The following is a 21,183-nucleotide window of genomic DNA, read 5'->3' as shown; positions in this document are numbered from 1 at the left end:
TCGTCAAGTCTAATATATAATGGTTTGTATAGCGTGTGACGGAATGGTTATTGTGGTTTTTAAAGTGCTGCCGGTTAAATTGTATACAACATCTTTATTGGATTGGTTCATGACAATGGTGACGATTTTTCCATCTGTGTTTTTAAATGATGTACTCAATAATGTTTTATCGCTGATGGTTTCGTTTATTCTTTTAGCATCTGGTCGAATAAATTTTGAGAAATGACCAATATAATAATACATTGGCGTAAAGATTAATTCATCTTTTGTGGTGTCTGCGTGAATTGGTGCAAAGCAGAAATTGCCAACATGATTTGGTCCTCCGTTTTGGTCTAAAAGAATATTCCAGTCTGTCCAGCCAACGGTTCCGTTATTGAAATCGTTGATCATATTGATTCCGTATCGTTCTGCATTTCCCCAAAACTGAAATTTTGAAGCATCAAATTTTTCGATACAGCCTTCTGTAAATAGCAGATTTTTGTTTGGAAATGCTTCGTGAACTTTAGCTACTGATTCAAATTTTGGAGTTCCGCCATTCCAGGTTTCATACCAGTGAAATCCAATTCCCCAGGCATATTTTGAAACTTCAGGATCTGAGAAAACCAAATTGGCTCTTTTTTCTAACATGTCTCCGCGATTGTGATCCCAAATAATCACGTTTTTAGCACCAAGTCCTTCTTTTTCTAAAGTTGGTCCAAGAAAGTTTTTCAGGAAATCTCTTTCGGCTTCGGGCGTATAAATGCAGGATTCCCATCTTTGCTTTGCCATTGGTTCGTTCTGAACGGTTAATCCCCAAACCGGAATTCCTTCTTTTTCGTATTCCTGAATAAATTTAACATAGTAATTTGCCCATGATTGTGCAAACTCTGGCAATAAAACGCCGCCGTGCAAAATATCATTATTGTCTTTCATGAAAGCTGGGGGACTCCACGGACTAGCAAATAAAGTTAATTTCCCGCCGGCAGTTTCTATTGCTTTTTTAAGTAATGGAATTCGATATTTTCTGTCGTGATCAATATTGAAGGTTTTGAGGTCTTTGTCGCCTTCGGTAATATAGGTATAACTATCGCTGCTAAAATCACAGCTATGTATGTTGGTTCTGGCTAATGTGTAACCAATTCCTTTGTTTTTGTTGTAATAGGCAGTAAGAAATTCCTGCTGTTTTTTTGGCGATAATTTGGCAAAAACTTCCGCACTTGCATCTGTAATTGCGCCGCCAATTCCCAGAAAAGTCTGGTCTGTTTTTTCAGGATCTATTGTAATCGAAACTGTTGATTTTGTTTGCTGTGATGTTGAAATGAAATTATTTGATAATGATAATTTCAGGTTTGTGTTTTCGGCAGTGGTATATACTGCTATTTTTTTATTTGTTTGGGATGCAGATGCTAAAGAATTATCTACGCCCTTTGATGAAGAACAACTTATTTGTAGAACTAGTATTGATGCTATTAAAATTCTATTGATGGTTTTCATTGTACTTTCAAAAAATGATTAAATTAAGTTGAGGGTTCAATTGGATGATTCAATTTGAACCCTCGTATTTAACTACAAAATATTAATAAACAAGTGTTTGTATAGCATGCGCAGGTATTTTGACTACTGTTTTTTGAGCTGCTATAATCAAATTATATGTAATTTCTTTGTCAGATTGATTCATGACAATTGTTGCCATTGTTCCGTCGGTATTTAAAAATGAAGTACTTAATAAAGCGCTTCTGCTTACGGCTGTGCTTACTCTTACTGCATTTAAGTGTATGAATTTTGAAAAATGTCCGATGTAATAATACGATGGTGTATAAATTAATTCACCCGTAGTTGTATCAGCATGAATTGGCGAAAAACAGAAATTTCCAACATGATTTGGTCCTCCGTTTTGGTCTAAAAGAATATTCCAATCTGTCCAGGCAGCAGTTCCATTATTAAAATCATTAATCATAGAAATACCATATCTTTCTCCGTTACCCCAAAATTGATATTTTGCGGCGTCAAATTTTTCGATACATCCTTCTGTAAACATTAGTCCTTTGTCCGGATATGCTTCGTGCACTTTACCAACATTATCAAACATTGATGCGCCGCCGGACCAGTTTTCGTACCAATGAAAACCCATTCCCCAAACGTACTTTGAAGCTTCGGGATCAGAATAAATGACATTGGCTCTGTAATTCATTAAATCACGATTGTGATCCCAGACTATGATTTTTACATTGCCCAGTTTTTCTTTTTTCAAAGTTGGCCCAAGAAAGTTTTTAATAAAATCTCTTTCGTCTTCTGCTGTATAAATACAAGATTCCCAGGTTTGAACTGCCATAGGTTCGTTTTGAGTTGAAGTTCCCCAAATTGGAATTCCTTCTTTCTCGTAAGCTTTTATAAATTTGGCATAAAAATTTGCCCATGTCTGATAATATTCCGGCAATAATGTTCCGCCTTTTAAAACGTTTTTATTGCTTTTCATAAAAGCATTTGGCGACCATGGTGCAACATAAGTGGTTAATTTTCCACCGGCAGTTTTTATGGCTTGCTTTATTAATGGAATGCGATATTGTCTATCGTGATCAATAGAAAAAGTTTTTAAATCTTTATCTCCTTCTTCGATATAAGAGTAGCTTCCACTGCTAAAATCAGAACTTTGTATCGTGGTTCTTAGCAATGAATAGCCTATACCTTTTTGTTTATCGTAGTAGGCATTTAAAAATTCCGTTTGCTTTTCTTTTGAAAGTTTAGCAAAAATTTCGGCACTCGCATCAGTAATAGCACCCCCAATTCCCATAAAGGTTTGAAACTTTTTAGATGGTTGTACAAAAACAGATGATTCTGTTTCTAAAGGTTGTTTTGATGCTGAAAAAGTTAAATTATCTGTAGATGTTAATCTTAATTTTGAATTTTCGGCTGTTGTATAAACTGTTACTTTTTTTCCATTGGTTGTAAATTCTTTTTTTGTTTTTGGCTGCTGTGCAAATGCTGTCAGCGAAAACAAAAAGCATAGAATCTTAAAACTATTTTTTTTCATTCTTCCCTTATTATTTAAAATTGAAGTTTTTTAAAGAAACTCTTTATCTGTAAAAACACATTCTAATCGTTTAAGGATTTAAAAATAGCCCATACTCATAGTGATTATGGGCTATTTACAACCAAACTTAAACTTAAACTTTATTTTTATTTCTTATTGATAATGAGGATTTTGTTTCAATTTAGTACCATTAAGTTCTGTGTATGGTATTGGGAAAATTTCGTCAGTACCTGCATCAAAACCTCTGTCAGATAGTGCTGCTGCTGCATCTCCCCATCTTACTAAATCAAAAAATCTATGTCCTTCACCAGCTAATTCAATTCTTCTCTCGTTTTTAATAGCTGCTAATGATACGGGAACAAGTGGCGCATGCGCTCTGTTTCTAACGGCGTCAAGTAAATCCTGCGCTCTTTGTCCTGTCGCTCCTAAAGCTTCTGCCTCCATTAAATACGTATCAGCAAGTCTGATCACATAAGAGTTTTGTCTGTAGTTTAACTCTGAGTTACCTCCTCCTGTACTAACATCTGATTTTCTTGGAAGATATTTATTCAGGAAGTAACCTGTATCCTGGTAAGCTGGAATATAATCTGCTTTGCCAGCTGCTTTTAAAGCTTTTAAATCAAGAATAGTTGCTCCAAATCTTGGATCTGTTTTAATTACATCATACAATTTTTGAGTCGCCACGTTGAAAGCCCATCCTGCAGGAAGATCCGGTGCATCTGAACCTGCCGGTCTTGTATAACCTCTAGGTCCAACCATAATATTTAAAGAGTTTCCTTCGTCTTTTCCATTCCCCCAGAAAGTCCAATCTGAGTTACCGGCAGCACTATGCGATACTTCTATTATAGACTCTGCATTAAATTTATTTGTAGTAATCCATAAATCACTAAAATTAGTCAGTAATTTATTTCCGTATTGATTAGGTTGTCCCGGAGTACCGTTTACTTGTGCTAAAACTGCAGCTGCTTCCGGTTTTTTATCTTCAAATAAATATACTTTTCCAAGTAGTGCCTGAGCGGCTCCTTTATTAAATCTTCCGGCTTCTGTTGCACGATCAACTGTATTAGGTAAAGCAGGAATTGCTTCTAATAAATCTTTTTCTATTTGTGCATAAATAACTTCTGGCGCAACTTGTTCAGGATCATAAATAGTTTGAGTTGTTAATGGCACTAAAACTAATGGAATGTTTTTAAACAATCTTACTAAATTAAAGTAATAGAATGCACGCAATGTTTTTGCTTCTGCAGCAAATCTAAGTCTTGCATTATTATCCATAGTAGCTGCAGGAAGTTTCTCTAACAGCAAATTTGCTCTTGAAACACCTTGATAATGATCGTTCCAGTAACTAGCGGGAATAATAATTGAAGAAAGTGAGTGCGTAGAGAAATTCTGAATTCCATTTCCATCCGTAGCATTTCCTCCACCTGCATAAAAATCATCTGATCCTGCATTTAGCATTGCTACTAAATTTTCGAAACCACCGGTGTTTTTTCTCAACGGATCGTAAGTTCCCATTAAAGCAGCATAACATTGTTGTTCGTTAGCAAAATAGGTGCTTGTATCAAATTTTCCCTCTGGATTAATGGTCACGAAATCTTCAGAGCAAGATCCCAGAACTGCCATTGCTACAGCAATATATATGTATTTAAATTTTATAGTTTTCATAATTCTTTAATTTTTTAAAATTGAACGTTAGCTCCCAACAGAATAGATCTTGCTTGTGGATAAACTCCTTTATCTACCCCAAAAACCTGACCTCCAATTTCCGGATCATATCCAGTGTATTTTGTAAAAGTGATTAAGTTTTCTCCTGTTACGTAAAAACGGATTTTATCTGAACCAATTTTAGATGATAAATTAGTTGGAAGTGTGTATCCAAGCTGAACAATTTTTAAACGTACGTAATTTCCATTTTCAAGATAAAAATCAGACATATTACTGAAGTTTTTATTTGGGTCATTACCAGTCATTCTAGGATAATCGTTTGAAGTTCCTTCTCCTGTCCAACGGCCTAAAGCTTCTGTTTGGTAGTTTGCATTTGGTACATCAAGTCTTCTTAATCCCTGGAAAATTTTACTTCCTGCTGATCCCTGAGCAAATGCCATGAAATCAAAACGTTTGTAATCAAGGTTTACAGTAAGACCAAATGTATACTTAGGAATATTTGTTCCTAAAAATTGTTTGTCATCATCATTTATAGCACCATCGCCATTTGAATCTACCCAACGGAAATCTCCCGGTTGAGCATTTGGCTGAATTAAACCTCCTGAAGCATTTTTGTATGCTGCAACTTCTGCTGCGTTTTGAAAAATACCTGCTGTTTTATAACCATAAAACTCGTTGAATGAATGACCAACTTGTGTTCTTGTTACTGGTCCCATTGATTGAAAAGTAGCATCTCCAACAATAAAATTAGTAGATGATCCTACGTAAGTGATTTCATTTTTTAAGTAAGCAACATTTGCATTAACTCCTAAATTAAAATCACCAAGTTTTTTCTTGTATCCTAATTCTACTTCAATACCACTGTTGTCCATATCAGCAATATTTGCAGAAGGCGGATCAACAACTCCTACGTATCCCGGAATTACAACGTTTCTTAAAATTCCTTTAGTTGATTTTTTGTAGTAATCAACAGCAAGTGAGAAATCATTAAAAAGTTTTGCATCAAGACCTACAGTAGTTTGAGATGTTTCTTCCCATCCTAAATCGGCATTTGGTAAAGTAGAGTTTCCATAACCTGTTGTAATGTCACCATTTGGTCCAACAGAATAGTTATATCCTCCTACTACTAAAGCTCTGTATTTAAAATCGTCGATATTATCATTACCAACAACTCCGTAACCTCCACGTAGTTTTAAACTATTCACTACATTGTTTTCTTTCCAGAATGCTTCTTTTGAAAGTACCCATCCTAAAGAGAATGAAGGGAAAACTCCCCATTTTTTATTTTCACCAAAACGAGTTGATCCGTCACGACGAACAATTCCTGTGAAAAGATATTTCTCCATGTAATCATAATTGGCACGTAAAAACAATGAAGATAATTTGTGCTCAACAAAATCACTTGCTCTGTTTACTCTGTCTGTTTGTGGAATGTCAAAATTAAAAGATGCATCTTTATAACTTGTAATTGGCAAACCAAACATACTTACTCCAATAGAACCACCAATGTTTTCTACATAAGCTCCTTGTCCTGCTAAAATGTTTACCGTATGATCTCCGAATTTATTAGAATATGTTAAAATATTTTCAAGAGTCCATGCAAGAGATCTGTTATTATCCTGGCTGAAATTATTTCTATCCGCTTTCATGTTTGGATTTAGGTAAAACATCGGTGTAAAACCTTCTTTACCCCAATACGCTAATTTACCACCAAGCGTTGTTCTGAATTTTAAATGTGGAGTGATGTTAGCCTCTAAATAAGCATTTCCAACAAAATCATCTGACCATTCGAATTGACCTAATCTTGTTTGGATATAACCTAAAGGATTCGTCATTTCTTGTTGAACCACAGGAGAAATTCCGTAAGGATTTCCATTAGCATCTCTAATAATACCTGCATTTGCATAATATCCAGTAGTATTTAATGCTGGGTTTGTCTCCACTAACGGAGTAATCGGGTCTAAGTTAATTGCAGAACTTAAAGGACCTCCAAACTCACTGTTTGTATTTCCAATACCTTTCGTTTTTTGGTGTGTGTAACCAAAAGTCTGTCCGAAAGTAAAATAGTCAGAAATTTTATGTGTTGAGTTTAAACGGAAATTTTTCTTTGTATAATTCGAAATATCTGTTGCAACAATACCTTCCTGATCCTGAATACCGAAAGAGGCATAAAAAGTAGATTTTTCACCACCTCCGCTAATGCTTAATTCGTGTGTGTATCTAAAAGCTGAATCATTAAAAATTGCATCCTGCCAATTAGTTCCATTACCAAAAGATGCCGGATCCGCATATTTTTTTGCACCACCATCACGTACAGATCTTTCATTCATTAATGTAGCATAATCTGTAGCATTCAGTAATTTTAATCTTTTAGCCGGACCAGATGTACCTGCAAAACCATTATAATTTACAGAAATTTTTCCTGATTTTCCTTTTTTAGTCGTAACCAAAATAACTCCTGTCGCAGCACGAGTACCATAAATTGCAGCAGAAGCAGCATCTTTAAGCACCTCGATAGATTCAATATCGCTTTGATTGATAAAACCAATTGCATTTGCATCTACAGCAACACCATCAACAACCCATAAAGGATCATTTCCTCCTTCTCTAAAAGTAGTTATACCTCTAATACGCACTTTTGAAGCTGCACCAGGCTGTCCGGAAGTAGCTGCAACAGTAACACCTGCTGCACGACCTTGTAAAGCTTGCTCTACACGTCCGTTTGGTACTTTTTCAAGATCAGCGGCTTTTACACTCGAGATTGCTCCCGTTACAACTGATTTCTTTTGCGTTCCATATCCCACAACCACAACTTCATTTAATGTTTGCGATTCTGGTTTTAATTGAATTGTAATCTTTGTTCTCCCATTTACAGCTTCAGTTACCGGAGCGTATCCAATAAAAGTAACTGTTAAAACACCGTTTGAAGCGGCCTGAATTTGGAATTTTCCATCAAAATCTGATGCCGTTGACTTTGTTGTTCCTTTTAATACAATAGTAGCACCCGGAACCGGCATTCCACTTTCATCAGTTATAACTCCATTTACTGTGACATCCTGAGCCACAGCTATAACCGAGAATAACAAAGACGAAACACAAAAAATAAGTAATTTTGTTAATTTCATTTTTCTAAAAATTTTGGTTAATTAATTAGTAATTTGATGCAATAATAATGTTATTTTTTTACTATCAACAATTAAAATTCATTACAAAAACACATCAAATTAAATTTTATTACATTACAAAAACCGATCATTTTTTTTATAATCATTTGATATTTAAATACTTAAATAATAAATTACAGATGTTATGAAAATGTTAATTGCAAAAATAAACACTACAGTTAGGTAAGATTGCTTATTTTTATATAAAAAAGTACCTTCTACAACGAAATAGTATGTTAATAAACGCACTAAATAGCTGTAAAACAACAATTTAAATATAAAAAACCGAAACAAGCTATAAAAATTATGAAATTGAGAAAATCATATTTTATTATTATTTTTTTTACACTATTCACAATTACACTTTTTGGGCAGGTTAAAAATATTGGACTTCCGGATGTGAGAAATTACAAACGAAATGAATATAAAGGAGGCACACAAAACTGGAACATAGATCAGGATAAGAATGGAAATCTATATTTCGCAAATAATAGTGGTCTTTTACAATTTGACGGCTCTTCATGGCGACAATATCCATTGCCAAACTTAACTTCGGTAAGATGTTTGAAAATTGATGATTCCGGAAAAATATTCGTGGGCGGTTATAATGAATTTGGTTATTTTAAACCAAATGAAAAAGGAAAACTAGAATATACTTCATTATCTAAAAAAGTAGACGCCAATAAAATCAAAATAATCGATTTTATCTGGAAAATACATTCTTTTAACAATCAGGTAATCTTTCAGTCGTTTGCAAGAATATATATTTATAAAGACGGAAAGCTATCTATATTAAAAGCTCCAAAACGATTCCAGTTTTCATTTATAGTAAACAAAAAATTATATCTGCAGGATGAAGAAAAGGGAATTTTAGAATACCGTAACGGTCAATTGTATTCTTTACCAAATACAACCTCCCTAAACAATACCGAGGTTTGGGCGATGTATTCAATCTCCAAAGAAAAAATATTAATTATAACACTGGATAAAGGTCTTTTTATCTATGAGAACAATACAATCAAACCGTGGAATACTGAAGCTAATAATTTCATTAAAAAGAACAGTTCGTTAGGCGGAGTCATTATAAAAAACAACTTTATAGTTCTAAACTCCGTTTTGGATGGCATTATAATTTGTGATTTTAACGGAAAAATTATTCAGCATATCAACAGAAAAAAGGGATTACAAAACAATACTGTTTTAACCTCTTTCATTGATAATAAAAATAATCTGTGGCTGGGCCTAGATAATGGTATTGCTTTTATAAATGAAGGTTCGCCGTTTACTTATTTTGGTTTTAGTTATGATATTAGTACTGTTTACGCTTCTGTAATACATGAAGGCAATTTATATGTAGCAACGAATCAAGGTGTTTTCTACCATGCCTGGAACAACGATACTAACAGTTTTAAAGAAGATATTTTTAAACTTGTTGAAGGAACAACAGCACAATCATGGAACGTTCAGGTAATTGACGGATTGCTTATATGTGCAAATAACAGAGGTGCATTACAAATACAAGGTGACAGGGTAACGAATGTAATCGATTCAAAAGGATATTTTGGATTCAAAAAAATTCCCGGTAAACCCGGATATTTAATTGGCTCAAATTATGATGGTTTTGCTATTTTTCAAAAAACGCCAAACGGGCTGGTATTTAAAAACCAAGTCGCCGGATTTGACAAGTCTTCAAATAGTTTTGAGCTCGATCAATCTTATTTATGGTTAAAGAAAGATGAGTCTATTTATCGTATGTCTTTTAGCAGTGATCTCACGAGATTTTCATCTATCAAAAAGATAAATCATTTAACTTCAAAATATAAAAACATCGGAAGCATTCAAATGATCGATAATAAAATATACTTTCAAACTAATAATCATTTTTATAAATACTCTGAAGAACAGGATATATTTTATGAAGACAAAAAAATGTCGGATTTGTTTAAAAATATCCCTGTAATAAATAGTTTAAGTGAAGATTCTAAAGCAAACTTATGGTATGCTTTTGATGAGTCTCTTGGCGTTTTGATGAAAAAAAACAATCAATATGTTAACATTGTTGCGCCATTTTCTAATTTAACCGGTAATTTGGTAAGCAACTATTTATCTGTAAATACAATCGATGCTAACAATATTTTTATCGGTTTAACAGATGGTTTGGCGCATTACGACTCACAGTTACTAAATAATTTTGTAACAAAACCAAAGGCTTTTATTCGCAGCTTTTCATTTCCCGGAGACACAATTGTTCTTGGAAACAATCAAAATAAAATAGAGAATATACGAATTCCGTATTCTTCAAATCACGTACGTTTTACTTTTTCATCGCCTACGTATGAAAATCTCGAAAATGTGCAATTTTCATATCAGCTGGAGCCTTTTGATGACAAATGGAGTAATTGGTCGACGATTTCTATTAAAGAATATACAAATCTTCGCGAAGGAGATTATACCATGAATGTTAAAGTGAGAAATAGCTACGGAATACAATCAGAACCCTCGACACTTTTGTTTACTGTATCGCCGCCTTGGTACAGGCATTTTTTAGCGTTCATGGTTTATTTTATTTTCATCATCATCGCAATTTATATTATTTCGAATCGAATAAAAATGAAGATTAGAAAAAATAAATATTATGAAACTATCGAACAAAGAAGGCTTTATCTTGAAAAAGAGTCAAGAATAAGACAAGAACAATACGATCTTGAAAAAGAAATTGAAAAGCTTAAAAACGATAAGCTTCAAATCAAAATCTTAGCAAAAGATAAAGAACTGGTGAACAACTCATTGCAGGTTGTAAAGAAGAATAAAATTTTAAACGGGATTATTCATAAACTTAAAGAAATCGATATTGAAGCTCTTGATGATTCGACTAAATTTCAGGTAAGTAAATTAAACAAAAGCATCGTAAAAGAGGTTAATACTGATAAAAGCTGGAAAGATTTAGAAAAGCATATTAAAAACGTTCATTTTGAATTCCTGAAAAGATTAAAGGAAAAATACCCAACTATTTCGCCGCGAGAACTTGATTTGTCAACCTATTTATTAATGAATATGTCAACGAAGGAAATCGCAGAAATCATGAATATTTCGACAGGCGGAGTTGAACTTGCCAGATACCGATTAAGAAAAAAACTCGGTTTAAATAAGAAGGAAAACTTAATTGGTTTTTTAATGAGTATTTAAAAACAAAAAAGCCATTCGTTGCGACGAATGGCTTTTTTGTTTTTATGAATTATGATTAAATATATTCTAAAGTTCGCTCAAGCGCCATTCCTCTTGAACCTTTAATTAAAATGGTATTATCATTAATACTTGCGGTTTTAAGATACTCTGCAAAAGCATCAAAAGTTTCAAAAAAATGAACATTTTCTTTTAGATTTTTATGCTCGTAAAATGCTTTTCCAATTAAATAACAAACGGATTTATTTTGATTAGAAACTGAATCTACAATGATTTTATGTTCTTGCTGACTTTCATTTCCCAACTCAAACATATCTCCTAATATCATAATTTTATTAAGATTGTCTAATTGTACGAAATTTGCAATCGCAACAGCCATACTACTCGGATTGGCGTTGTAAGCATCCAGAATAATCTGGTTTGTTCCTTTTTTTAATAATTGCGATCTGTTATTGTCCGGTACATAACCTTCAATAGCTGCTTTAATATCGTTATTATCAACTTTAAAATAAGTTCCTATCGCAACAGCGGCATTTATGTTATTTGCGTTATATAGTCCAATTAAATTAGACTTTACATTAAAATCACTGTATGTAATACCTACAAAAGGATTTGCTTCAATCCAATTTATTTTTACATCGGCATGATCTTTATCTATACCAAAGGTAAAAGACTGAATTGATTTAGATTTCTCGATTTGAATACGATCTTCAAGATTTACAAAAGCAGTTTTATTATTTTTGGCAAGATATTCATACATTTCGCTTTTTCCTTCGATCACGCCTTCAACACCACCAAAACCTTCAAGATGTGCTTTTCCAAAATTGGTTATATAACCATAATCAGGCTGGGCAATTTCGCATAAAAATTCTATTTCTTTTTTATGATTTGCGCCCATTTCAACAATTCCTATTTGAGTTTCACTTGTAAAAGATAACAAGGTTAAAGGAACGCCGATATGATTGTTTAAATTTCCAATGGTAGCTTTTGTTTTGAATTTTTTAGTCAAAACAACATTAATAAGTTCTTTTGTTGTCGTTTTACCGTTACTTCCTGTTAAAGCAATAATAGGTAATTTTAAATAGGCTCTGTGAAATTTTGATAATTCCTGTAAAGCCTCCAAACTGTTTTGAACCAAAATAGTTCTGTCGTCTATTAAATAGGATTCATTATCAATAATAACATACAAAGCGCCTAAATCAAGTGCTTGCTGTGCAAAAATATTCGCATCAAAATTTTCTCCCTTAATAGCAAAAAACATAGAACCTTTTTCAATTTTTCGTGTGTCAATTGAAACTGATTTGCATTGCAAAAACAGATTATGAATTTCCTGAATATTCATTTATAAACATTTTTTTTATGAAGTGTAAAAATAGAAAAGTTCTAATAAAAAAATTCCAAATTCCAAACTGAAATCAGCACTGGAATTTGGAATTTTTTATATTGAAATTTCTAAAACTTAGTTTCTAGGCGATTTTCTTCTTTCAGCTTTAGAACCTACTCTTGACATTGCACATCTGAAACCGATATAATCAGTTGCCATATCCTGAGGGAAATATCTTCTTTGAGCCGGATCTAACCAGTAAGCTCTGTCTCTCCAAGAACCTCCTTTGTAAACTCTAACTTTATCATCGATTAAAGTAGTACGTTTACTAGAGTTATCATATTTTCTTACCATTTTACCTAAACTATCAGTAGTGATATTATGTTTAGGAGAATTGTACATATTTTGATCCGCTTTTGCTCCGGCTTCAGAATCTCCAAAGTCAAAATATTTAGATGATTGTTTATCACCATCTCTATAATTGATATTGTCGCTTGTACTGAAGTTTGTTCTCAAATACGTTTCATTTTCGTCAACTGGTACCTGAGCAATTTCTCCTGGAAGGTTTCTTGCAACAACTTTACCGTTACTTAAAGTATCATATTTGATATTGTCTTTAGTAATGATTTCAAGTTTACCGTCTTTACCAATTTTGTTTTTAGCATATTGATTTCCTCTATAGTAGTTAAAATCATTCGCTTCATTATCAATAATAGGTCTGTAAACGTCAGCTACCCATTCTGCAACGTTACCTGCCATATCGTATAATCCGAAATCATTTGGCGCGTAGCTTTTTACAGAGTTTGTAATATCTGCTCCGTCATCTGACCAACCTGCAATTCCACCGTAATCACCGTTTCCTTGTTTAAAGTTAGCCAATTGATCTCCTTTGTTTTTACGTTTTGCAGAACGTGTATAATCTCCGGACCAAGGATATTTCTTTTGTCCTTTATATATATTGTATTCTCTTTGTCCAACATCAGCTGCAGCAGCATATTCCCACTCTGCCTCTGTAGGAAGTCTGTATTCTGGCAAGATAACTCCGGAAGAACGTTGTGCGTACACATTTTTTTCTTCTACTACACCATCTTTATTAGCTTTTGGTCTTCTTCCGTTTGGATTTTTCTTCAATACAAGTTCTTCATTACCACCGTAAGTAGTAGATGGAGACGCTAAGTAAGCTTCTGTATTAAATAAACTTTCAGCACTAACATCTGTAGTTTTAGCACCTTTTTTAAGATATCCGTCTTTTTCAAGAACAGCTTCGTTTACACGGTCTGTTCTCCATTTACTAAATTCAACAGCTTGAATCCAGTTTACACCAACTACAGGGTAATTAGCATAAGAAGGATGTCTTAGGTAATTATTAGTCATCGTTTCGTTGTATCCTAAACGATTTCTCCATACCAAAGTATCAGGAGATGCTCCTTCATAAATATTCTTGTAATTTTCTTCTGTTGGAGGGAAAACTTTTTTAAGCCATTCCAGGTATTCTAAGTACATACCGTTCGTAACTTCAGTTTCATCCATGTAGAATGATTGAACGTGTTGTTGGGTTGGTGTGTTATTCCAATCGTGCATAACATCATCCTGTACTTTACCCATAGTAAACGTACCTCCTTCAACAAAAACTAAACCAGGACCAGCCTGTTGTTTTTTCCCTGCATTTCTAGCAGAAGTTCCATTCTGACTATCTACATCCCAACCTGTTGCTCTAGAAGCGTGGCTTGAACTCGATTTTTTGCTACAACTAGCCGTGCCCAACATCAATACCATTGACATCATTAATTGCAAGACTACAATTTTGTTTACTTTCATACTCATTCTTAGGTGATAAATTTAGGTGCTGCAATATAATAATTAACATTTAATTAGCAACATCTGTTCTAATAATTTTATTTAGCTGTTTTTTTACCAGAAAATAACCTATAGTTACGAACGCAAAAATATACTTTTTATTATTTACTATAACATGAAATACTATATTTTTACTTACTAAAATATTTTAATTTTAAATACGCTTTTAAACCCTATGAAACAAGCTCTAATCCTGTATCTTTTTTTGATTCCGTTTGTCTCATTTTCCCAGATAAATAGCAGCTTCACATTAGATTGGCAAAACAAAAAAGAGGTCAGTTTTGGCGAATACAAAATTATCATTCCTTATTTCACAGGAAACAGTTTTAGGTTCGATACTACTAAAAAAAACATAACACTCTTGCTTAAACTTGACGATTCAGGCTCCTCAAACGACAATTCTGTTTCTTTAACTAACGTCATATACGAAACAATTTCAATATCGGATTTAGGCGATTTAACACCCGAAAACATCCCTAACAAACCAAATGAAACGCTAAAAAACGTCTTATCAAGAGACATAAGGCAAACTTTTCTATCTCTCTCCCCAATTATTAGGGAAGGAAATAGCTACAAACGAATTAAATCATTTTCGTACGTAACAAACAGCAGTTCATCTAAAAGCAGCAATTCATCCACGTATCAAAAGTCAGCTTTAGTCACTAATTCTGTTTTGGCTTCCGGAGACTGGTATCGATTTTATGTTGAAAAATCTGGCGTATACAGAATTTCAAAATCTTTTTTACAAAGTTTAGGATTTGATGCCGGCAAAGTCGACCCAAGAAGAATTAAAATCTATGGAAATGGCGGAAAAATGCTTCCGCTGGCAAATAACATTTATTATCCGGATGATTTAACAGAAAACGGAATTCAGATTATAGGAGAAGAAGACGGAACTTTTAATAATGACGATTATATTCTTTTTTATGCCGAAGGAGTGAACAACTGGAACACGGAAAGCCAGACTAACATTAACTTATATGATACTAAATCATACTATTATATTACGGCAAACGGAGGCGACGGAAAAAGAATTCCCACAACAAATCAGCCTACAGGAAGCAGTACGCTGGAGCTAAACACGTTTGATGACTATCAATTTCACGAAATTGATCTTACTAACATTTTACATCTGGGTCGTTTATGGGTTGGAGAATCCTTCGATATCAATCAGGAACAAGAATTTGAGTTTAATTTTCCTAACCTTGAAACCTCGGTTCCGGTAAAAATAGAAGTAAATGCATTATCGGCAGCTTACACCACTACTTCTTTTGTTGTTTCTGCAAATGGGCAAAGTGTGGGAAATATTTCTTTTGACGCAATCAAAGCAGATTCTGAAGCTCGGTTTTATTTAAAAAACCTCATTTCTAATACTACTATATCGAGTTCAGACAATATCAAAATAAAACTTACCTATAATAATAATAGTGTACCCGGCTCAAAAGGATATCTGGATTATATTAATCTGACTGCAAAGCGAAAACTTCTTGGAACGGGAAAACAATTTAAGTTTCAGTATGATCTTGCAGGTTCAACAGCAGGAATCGCAAATTATACGATTGGAAACGCATCCGGCATTAGCCAAATTTGGGATGTTACAGACCTATATAATGTATCAAAAATAGAAAACCCTAATTTAAGCACTTTTAGCTTTAAAGCTGCTTTAGGAGAAATTCGAAAATATATCGCAATTGATGCTTCTGATTTTTATACTCCTTTAAAAGACAATCAGCCTAAAATTGCAAATCAGGATTTAAAAGGAACTATTTTCAAAAACAGTCAAAATGCATTTCAGGATATCGATTATGTAATTGTTGCGCCAAAATTTTTAGTTTCTCAAGCCGAAAAATTAGCCAATTTTCATCGTAATTATTCTAAACTAAACGTCAAAGTAATTGCATTAGAAAATATCTATCAGGAATTCTCCTCAGGAAAACAGGATATTGCAGCTATTAGAAATTGCATAAAATATATTTACGAAAACGCCTCTTCTACAGATAAAAAAATTAAATACCTGAATTTGTTTGGCGACGCTTCGTATGATTATAAAAACAGAACCACAAACAACACTAATATTGTGCCTGTATATCATGCATTAAGAAGCGATACACAAGGCGAAAGTTCGTTTGCTTCGGATGATTTTTACGCACGCATGGATCCTGATGAAGGACATGGCATTTCTGAGTTTGGCGGAATTGATATTGCCACAGGAAGAATGCTGATTTCTGATAATGCACAAGCAGAAGAAATGGTCAATAAAGTCTTAGAATATCATGATATTAAATCGTACGGAAACTGGCGAAACAACCTCGTATCAATAAGCGATGATTCTGATAAAAACGGTGATTCTACTCTGCAAGCCCGCCAAAACACACTTGCAGATCGCATTGCAACTGAAAAACCTTTTTTTAATATTGATAAAATTATTTTAGACTCTTACACGCAGGAAGCTTCTGCCGGAGGTTCAAGATATCCTAAAGCCAGAACCGATTTTTTTGATGCTTTTGAAAAAGGTGCTTTGGTTTTTAATTATTTAGGACACGGTGGCGAAGATGGTTTGGCAGCCGAAAGAATCTGGGAAAAAGCTGATGGGCAAAATTTAAACAATCAATATAAATACCCTTTATTTATTACAATTACCTGCGAGTTTTCAAGATTTGACGACCCAACAAGACCAACCGCAGGAGAATATATTTATTGGAATCCAAAAGGCGGAGCAATTTCTATGTTGACAACTATTCGTGCAATTGGACAGCCTGCTGCCGAAAATTTCAATGATACCCTAAACAAATATTTATTCGCTTACGGATCAAATCAATACTCAACCATTTCAGAAGCATTGAGAAATGCTAAAAATGAAAGCCCAAGTTCTGCCAGCAATGTTATTTTTTATATAGGAGATCCCGCTTTAATGCTTGCTATTCCGAAACCAAAAATTAATCTGACAAAAGTTAATGATATTTTGATCTCGCAAACTATTCCGGATTTAAAATCATTGTCCAAAATTAAAATTACGGGTGAAATTACAGATGAGAACAACAACCTTTTAAGTAATTATAATGGAGAATTAGCCACAGCCGTTTTCGACAAATTAATCACCAGCACAACCTTAAATAATGATGGTTATAGCCCTGCAATGTCATTTAAAACTCTTGGAGAAACCATTTTTAGAGGAAATGCATCTGTAACAAACGGGCAATTTGAATTTACGTTTGTTGTCCCAAAAGATATCAGAATCCCCGTAGATAATGGCAGAATCAGTTTTTATTCGAAGAAAACCAGCGTATTAGAGAACCAATCCGGTTATAACAGTACGATTAAAATAGGCGGAATAAATGAAAATGCACCCGTGGACAATATAAATCCAAAAGTGAAGTTATATATGAACGATGAAACATTTGTTTCTGGCGGAATTACAAATAGTTCTCCCTTTTTATTGGCTTTTTTAGAAGATGAAAACGGAATAAATACCGCTAGTGGAATTGGTCATGATATTATAGCTGTTTTGGATGGAGATGTCAGTAATCCTTATATATTAAACGATTACTATCAAACTAAATTAGACGATTACACCAACGGAAATGTACGTTTTCCGTTACGAAATTTAGAAGCAGGATTGCACACTATAAGTTTTACAGCATGGGATGTTTATAATAATCCTGTAACAAGCGAAATACAATTTATAGTTGTTGGAGATGAATCATTAACTCTGACGCACGTTCTTAATTATCCGAATCCTTTTTCGACCTACACCCAATTTTGGTTTTCGCACAACAGGCCTTACGAACCTTTAGATGTACAAGTTCAGGTAATGACTATTACAGGAAAAGTGGTATGGACAAAAAATCAGGTTATTACAACAGAAGGCTTTTTATCGAGAGAGATAACATGGGATGGAAAAGATGATTTTGGAGACCGGATAGGAAAAGGAGTATACATCTATAAGCTTACCGTTAAGTCGAATTTAACAAATAAAAAAGCAGAAAAGTACGAAAAACTTGTCATATTATAATTATATATATATTTTTACCATAAAAAAACCTAAATCTATAAATGAAAAAAATAGCACTACTATTAACCTGTTTATTAATTATTTCCTACGCAAAAGCCCAGAATATTGAAAACCCAGTTACTACCGGAGTACCATTTTTATTAGTTGCAGCCGATGCAAGAGCAGCCGGTTTAGCAGATCAGGGAGTTGCGACATCAACAGACGCTTACTCACAACAATGGAACCCGGCAAAATACGCATTTGCGACAGACGCACAAGGTCTTGCAATAAGTTATACTCCTTATTTAACAGACTTAGCCACTGATATCTCTCTTGGACAAGTTAATTATTACAACAAGATTAATGAACGAAGCGCCTTTGCAGCAAGTTTTCGTTATTTTGGTTTTGGCGGAATTGAATTAAGAGAAACAGGAGATCCCAACGAACCTACAAGAGAAGTAAGCCCAAATGAATTTGCTTTAGACGGATCTTACTCTTTAAAATTAAGTGATAAATTCTCGATGGCTGTTGGCGCGAGATACATCAATTCTAATTTAAAAATTCCTTCAACCGGTGTTGATGCATCAGCGGCAAGCTCATTTGCAGTAGACATTGCAGGTTTCTATCAATCAGAAGAAATTGCTTACAGTGATTTTAACGGAAGATGGAGAGCTGGTTTTAATATGCAAAATTTAGGTCCGAAAATAAGTTATGACAACGACGATCTGAGTTCTAACTTTTTGCCGGCAAACCTAAGATTAGGTGGAGGTTTTGATTTTATTTTAGATGATTATAATAAAGTTGGTGTTAGTGTAGAATTTACCAAACTTTTAGTTCCTACGCCTCCGGGACCAGGAACAGCTGTTGACGCCAATGGAGACGGAGATTTTACAGATCCGGGAGACACTACTCAGGCACAAGCTGATGCTGCAAATTATCAGGCTTATAAAGATATAGGATGGGTTTCCGGAATATTTAAATCTTTTGGAGATGCGCCGGGCGGATTTAGTGAAGAAATAAAAGAAGTAACTTATAGTGTTGGAGCCGAATATATGTATCAGGATTCATTTGCGGTAAGAGCAGGATATTTTCACGAAAGCCCTGAAAAAGGAGCAAGACAATTTTTCTCTTTAGGAGCAGGATTCAAATATACTTCTGTAAAAGTTGACGTTTCGTACTTATTCTCATCATCAAAAGTTAAAAATCCGTTAGAAAATACACTTCGTTTTTCTTTAACGTTTAACTTTGGCGACAAATACGAAGAATATTAAATAAAAAAAATATACAATAATAACAATCCAAATTTCTGAATTTTAGAAATTTGGATTTTTTTTCCCTTAAAAATAATGAAAGAAATAAGCGTCACATCATCATTTTTGGTATATGATTCACTAAATGAACTGCCAAACGATGTTCAAAACCTAATGAACCAGGCGATTGAAATTCGTAAAAAAGCATATGCTCCCTATTCACAATTTAGAGTTGGTGCAGCTTTACTTTTAGACAACGGAAAAATAGTTCTGGGGTCAAATCAGGAAAACGCAGCTTATCCTTCAGGATTATGTGCAGAACGCGTAGCTATTTTTCACGCCGGAAGTGTTTATCCGGAAGCAAAAATACTAAAAATGGCAATTACAGCCGCTTCAGACACGAATCAGACACAAGCTCCAATTCCGCCATGTGGTTCATGCCGACAATCAATAGCAGAATATGAGATTAAACAGGAAACCCCTATTGAAATCTATTTTATGGGCGAAATAGGCGAAGTTTACAAATCAACATCCCTTAAAAATTTGCTCCCTTTTATGTTTGATAAAAAGTTCTTGTAAAAAAAAACCAAAAAGTAGCGTTTAAATTTTAGTTCTTAAATGTAATGTCTTATTTTTGCATCCCGACCTTTCGGGCGCAAATTTGTGGGAGGAAACTATTTTGCGTTATAGGCAACAATTGATAACACAAACAAACTTTAGCAAAAGAAAGAATTCAGATGAAAGAAGTTACAAAAGAAGTATATTTAAAGTGGTACGAAGACATGCTGCTTTGGAGAAAGTTTGAAGACAAACTTGCAGCATTATACATTCAACAAAAAGTTAGAGGTTTTCTACACTTATATAATGGTCAGGAAGCCGTATTAGCGGGCGCTTTGCACGCTATGGACCTAACCAAAGATAAAATGATTACCGCTTACAGAAATCACGTGCAGCCAATAGGTATGGGTGTTGATCCCAGAAACGTAATGGCTGAACTTTTAGGAAAAGTAACCGGAACTTCTAAAGGTATGGGAGGTTCTATGCACATTTTCTCTAAAGAACACCGTTTTTACGGAGGTCACGGAATCGTAGGTGGACAAATTCCGGTAGGAGCTGGTTTAGCTTTTGCTGATAAATACTTTGAAACAGGTGGTGTTACCATGACTTATTTTGGTGACGGAGCTGCAAGACAAGGTTCATTACACGAAGCTTTTAACATGGCAATGTTATGGAAACTTCCAGTTGTATTTATCGTTGAAAACAACGGTTATGCAATGGGAACTTCTGTTGAAAGAACTGCAAATCACACTGACATCTGGAAACTTGGTTTAGGATATGAAATGCCTTGCGGACCTGTTGACGGAATGAATCCTGTAAAAGTTGCGGAAGCAATGCACGAAGCTATCGAAAGAGCGCGTCGTGGAGACGGACCAACTTTTCTTGAAATGAAAACGTACCGTTACAGAGGACACTCAATGTCTGATGCGCAATTGTACCGTTCTAAAGAAGAGGTAGAAGAATACAAAAAAATTGACCCGATTACTCAGGTTTTAGATGTAATTATGGATCAAAAATATGCTACAGAACAAGAAATTGAAGCCATTGACCAAAGAGTTAAAGACTTAGTTGAGGAATGCCAGAAATTCGCAGAAGAATCTCCATATCCTGAATTGCAACAATTATACGATGTAGTATACGCACAAGAAGACTATCCATTTACACCTCATAAACTATAAAAT

At 34.1% G+C, this 21,183-nt stretch carries 11 protein-coding genes; 5 read left to right on the top strand and 6 right to left on the bottom strand.

Annotation, left to right across the window (positions count from 1 at the left end; all coding sequences use genetic code 11):
- Positions 1-9 precede the first annotated feature (9 nt).
- The 4 genes from OLM54_RS19200 to OLM54_RS19185 form a co-directional block, all read right to left on the bottom strand.
- Positions 10-1,473, bottom strand: a complete 1,464-nt coding sequence (locus OLM54_RS19200; protein WP_264536153.1) for a glycoside hydrolase family 30 protein — start codon at positions 1,471-1,473, stop codon at positions 10-12.
- 82 nt (positions 1,474-1,555) lie between these two features.
- Positions 1,556-3,010 carry a glycoside hydrolase family 30 protein gene (locus tag OLM54_RS19195; RefSeq protein ID WP_264536152.1) on the bottom strand — a complete coding sequence of 485 codons (1,455 nt, stop codon included), beginning with the start codon at positions 3,008-3,010 and terminating at the stop codon, positions 1,556-1,558.
- Positions 3,011-3,163: 153 nt separating this feature from the next.
- The gene (locus OLM54_RS19190; protein ID WP_264536151.1) at positions 3,164-4,675 is read right to left on the bottom strand and encodes a RagB/SusD family nutrient uptake outer membrane protein; all 1,512 of its coding nucleotides are present in this window, start codon (positions 4,673-4,675) and stop codon (positions 3,164-3,166) included.
- 14 nt (positions 4,676-4,689) lie between these two features.
- Positions 4,690-7,800 (bottom strand): SusC/RagA family TonB-linked outer membrane protein, encoded by a 3,111-nt coding sequence (locus OLM54_RS19185; RefSeq protein ID WP_264536150.1) that lies wholly within the window; start codon positions 7,798-7,800, stop codon positions 4,690-4,692.
- A 345-nt stretch (positions 7,801-8,145) separates the two neighbouring features.
- Between OLM54_RS19185 and OLM54_RS19180 the strand changes: the two genes are divergently transcribed.
- Positions 8,146-11,025 carry a triple tyrosine motif-containing protein gene (locus tag OLM54_RS19180; protein WP_264536149.1) on the top strand — a complete coding sequence of 960 codons (2,880 nt, stop codon included), beginning with the start codon at positions 8,146-8,148 and terminating at the stop codon, positions 11,023-11,025.
- A 55-nt stretch (positions 11,026-11,080) separates the two neighbouring features.
- Here OLM54_RS19180 and OLM54_RS19175 read toward each other — a convergent pair whose 3' ends face one another.
- Together OLM54_RS19175 and gldJ are read right to left on the bottom strand one after the other, a co-directional pair.
- Positions 11,081-12,364 carry a UDP-N-acetylmuramoyl-tripeptide--D-alanyl-D-alanine ligase gene (locus OLM54_RS19175; protein WP_264536148.1) on the bottom strand — a complete coding sequence of 428 codons (1,284 nt, stop codon included), beginning with the start codon at positions 12,362-12,364 and terminating at the stop codon, positions 11,081-11,083.
- Positions 12,365-12,481: 117 nt separating this feature from the next.
- Positions 12,482-14,164: a gliding motility lipoprotein GldJ gene (gldJ, locus tag OLM54_RS19170; RefSeq protein WP_264538585.1), complete on the bottom strand. Its 1,683-nt coding sequence runs from the start codon at positions 14,162-14,164 to the stop codon at positions 12,482-12,484.
- A gap of 214 nt (positions 14,165-14,378) precedes the next feature.
- On the opposite strand from gldJ, the gene porU reads away from it, so the two are divergent.
- The 4 genes from porU to pdhA all read left to right on the top strand — a co-directional run bounded on the left by porU (position 14,379) and on the right by pdhA (position 21,180).
- Positions 14,379-18,215: a type IX secretion system sortase PorU gene (porU, locus tag OLM54_RS19165; protein WP_264536147.1), complete on the top strand. Its 3,837-nt coding sequence runs from the start codon at positions 14,379-14,381 to the stop codon at positions 18,213-18,215.
- 41 nt (positions 18,216-18,256) lie between these two features.
- The gene (porV, locus tag OLM54_RS19160; protein ID WP_264536146.1) at positions 18,257-19,465 is read left to right on the top strand and encodes a type IX secretion system outer membrane channel protein PorV; all 1,209 of its coding nucleotides are present in this window, start codon (positions 18,257-18,259) and stop codon (positions 19,463-19,465) included.
- Between the two features lie 75 nt (positions 19,466-19,540).
- Positions 19,541-20,023: a cytidine deaminase gene (gene cdd / locus OLM54_RS19155; protein WP_264536145.1), complete on the top strand. Its 483-nt coding sequence runs from the start codon at positions 19,541-19,543 to the stop codon at positions 20,021-20,023.
- Positions 20,024-20,181: 158 nt separating this feature from the next.
- Positions 20,182-21,180: a pyruvate dehydrogenase (acetyl-transferring) E1 component subunit alpha gene (gene pdhA / locus OLM54_RS19150; protein WP_264536144.1), complete on the top strand. Its 999-nt coding sequence runs from the start codon at positions 20,182-20,184 to the stop codon at positions 21,178-21,180.
- The last annotated feature ends 3 nt before the right edge of the window (positions 21,181-21,183 follow it).

The organism is Flavobacterium sp. N1736 (genome assembly GCF_025947065.1).
In the GTDB taxonomy this organism is placed as follows: domain Bacteria; phylum Bacteroidota; class Bacteroidia; order Flavobacteriales; family Flavobacteriaceae; genus Flavobacterium.
Note: the sequence above shows the minus strand (reverse complement) of the source record. Positions and strands in the feature narration are given on the sequence as shown.

What these genes read in the sequence shown, in the direction of transcription:
- OLM54_RS19200 (WP_264536153.1), bottom strand. Translation starts at nt 1,473, where the DNA reads ATGAAAACCATCAATAGAATTTTAATAGCATCAATACTAGTTCTACAA.
- OLM54_RS19195 (WP_264536152.1), bottom strand. Translation starts at nt 3,010, where the DNA reads ATGAAAAAAAATAGTTTTAAGATTCTATGCTTTTTGTTTTCGCTGACA.
- OLM54_RS19190 (WP_264536151.1), bottom strand. Translation starts at nt 4,675, where the DNA reads ATGAAAACTATAAAATTTAAATACATATATATTGCTGTAGCAATGGCA.
- OLM54_RS19185 (WP_264536150.1), bottom strand. Translation starts at nt 7,800, where the DNA reads ATGAAATTAACAAAATTACTTATTTTTTGTGTTTCGTCTTTGTTATTC.
- OLM54_RS19180 (WP_264536149.1), top strand. Translation starts at nt 8,146, where the DNA reads ATGAAATTGAGAAAATCATATTTTATTATTATTTTTTTTACACTATTC.
- OLM54_RS19175 (WP_264536148.1), bottom strand. Translation starts at nt 12,364, where the DNA reads ATGAATATTCAGGAAATTCATAATCTGTTTTTGCAATGCAAATCAGTT.
- gldJ (WP_264538585.1), bottom strand. Translation starts at nt 14,164, where the DNA reads ATGAAAGTAAACAAAATTGTAGTCTTGCAATTAATGATGTCAATGGTA.
- porU (WP_264536147.1), top strand. Translation starts at nt 14,379, where the DNA reads ATGAAACAAGCTCTAATCCTGTATCTTTTTTTGATTCCGTTTGTCTCA.
- porV (WP_264536146.1), top strand. Translation starts at nt 18,257, where the DNA reads ATGAAAAAAATAGCACTACTATTAACCTGTTTATTAATTATTTCCTAC.
- cdd (WP_264536145.1), top strand. Translation starts at nt 19,541, where the DNA reads ATGAAAGAAATAAGCGTCACATCATCATTTTTGGTATATGATTCACTA.
- pdhA (WP_264536144.1), top strand. Translation starts at nt 20,182, where the DNA reads ATGAAAGAAGTTACAAAAGAAGTATATTTAAAGTGGTACGAAGACATG.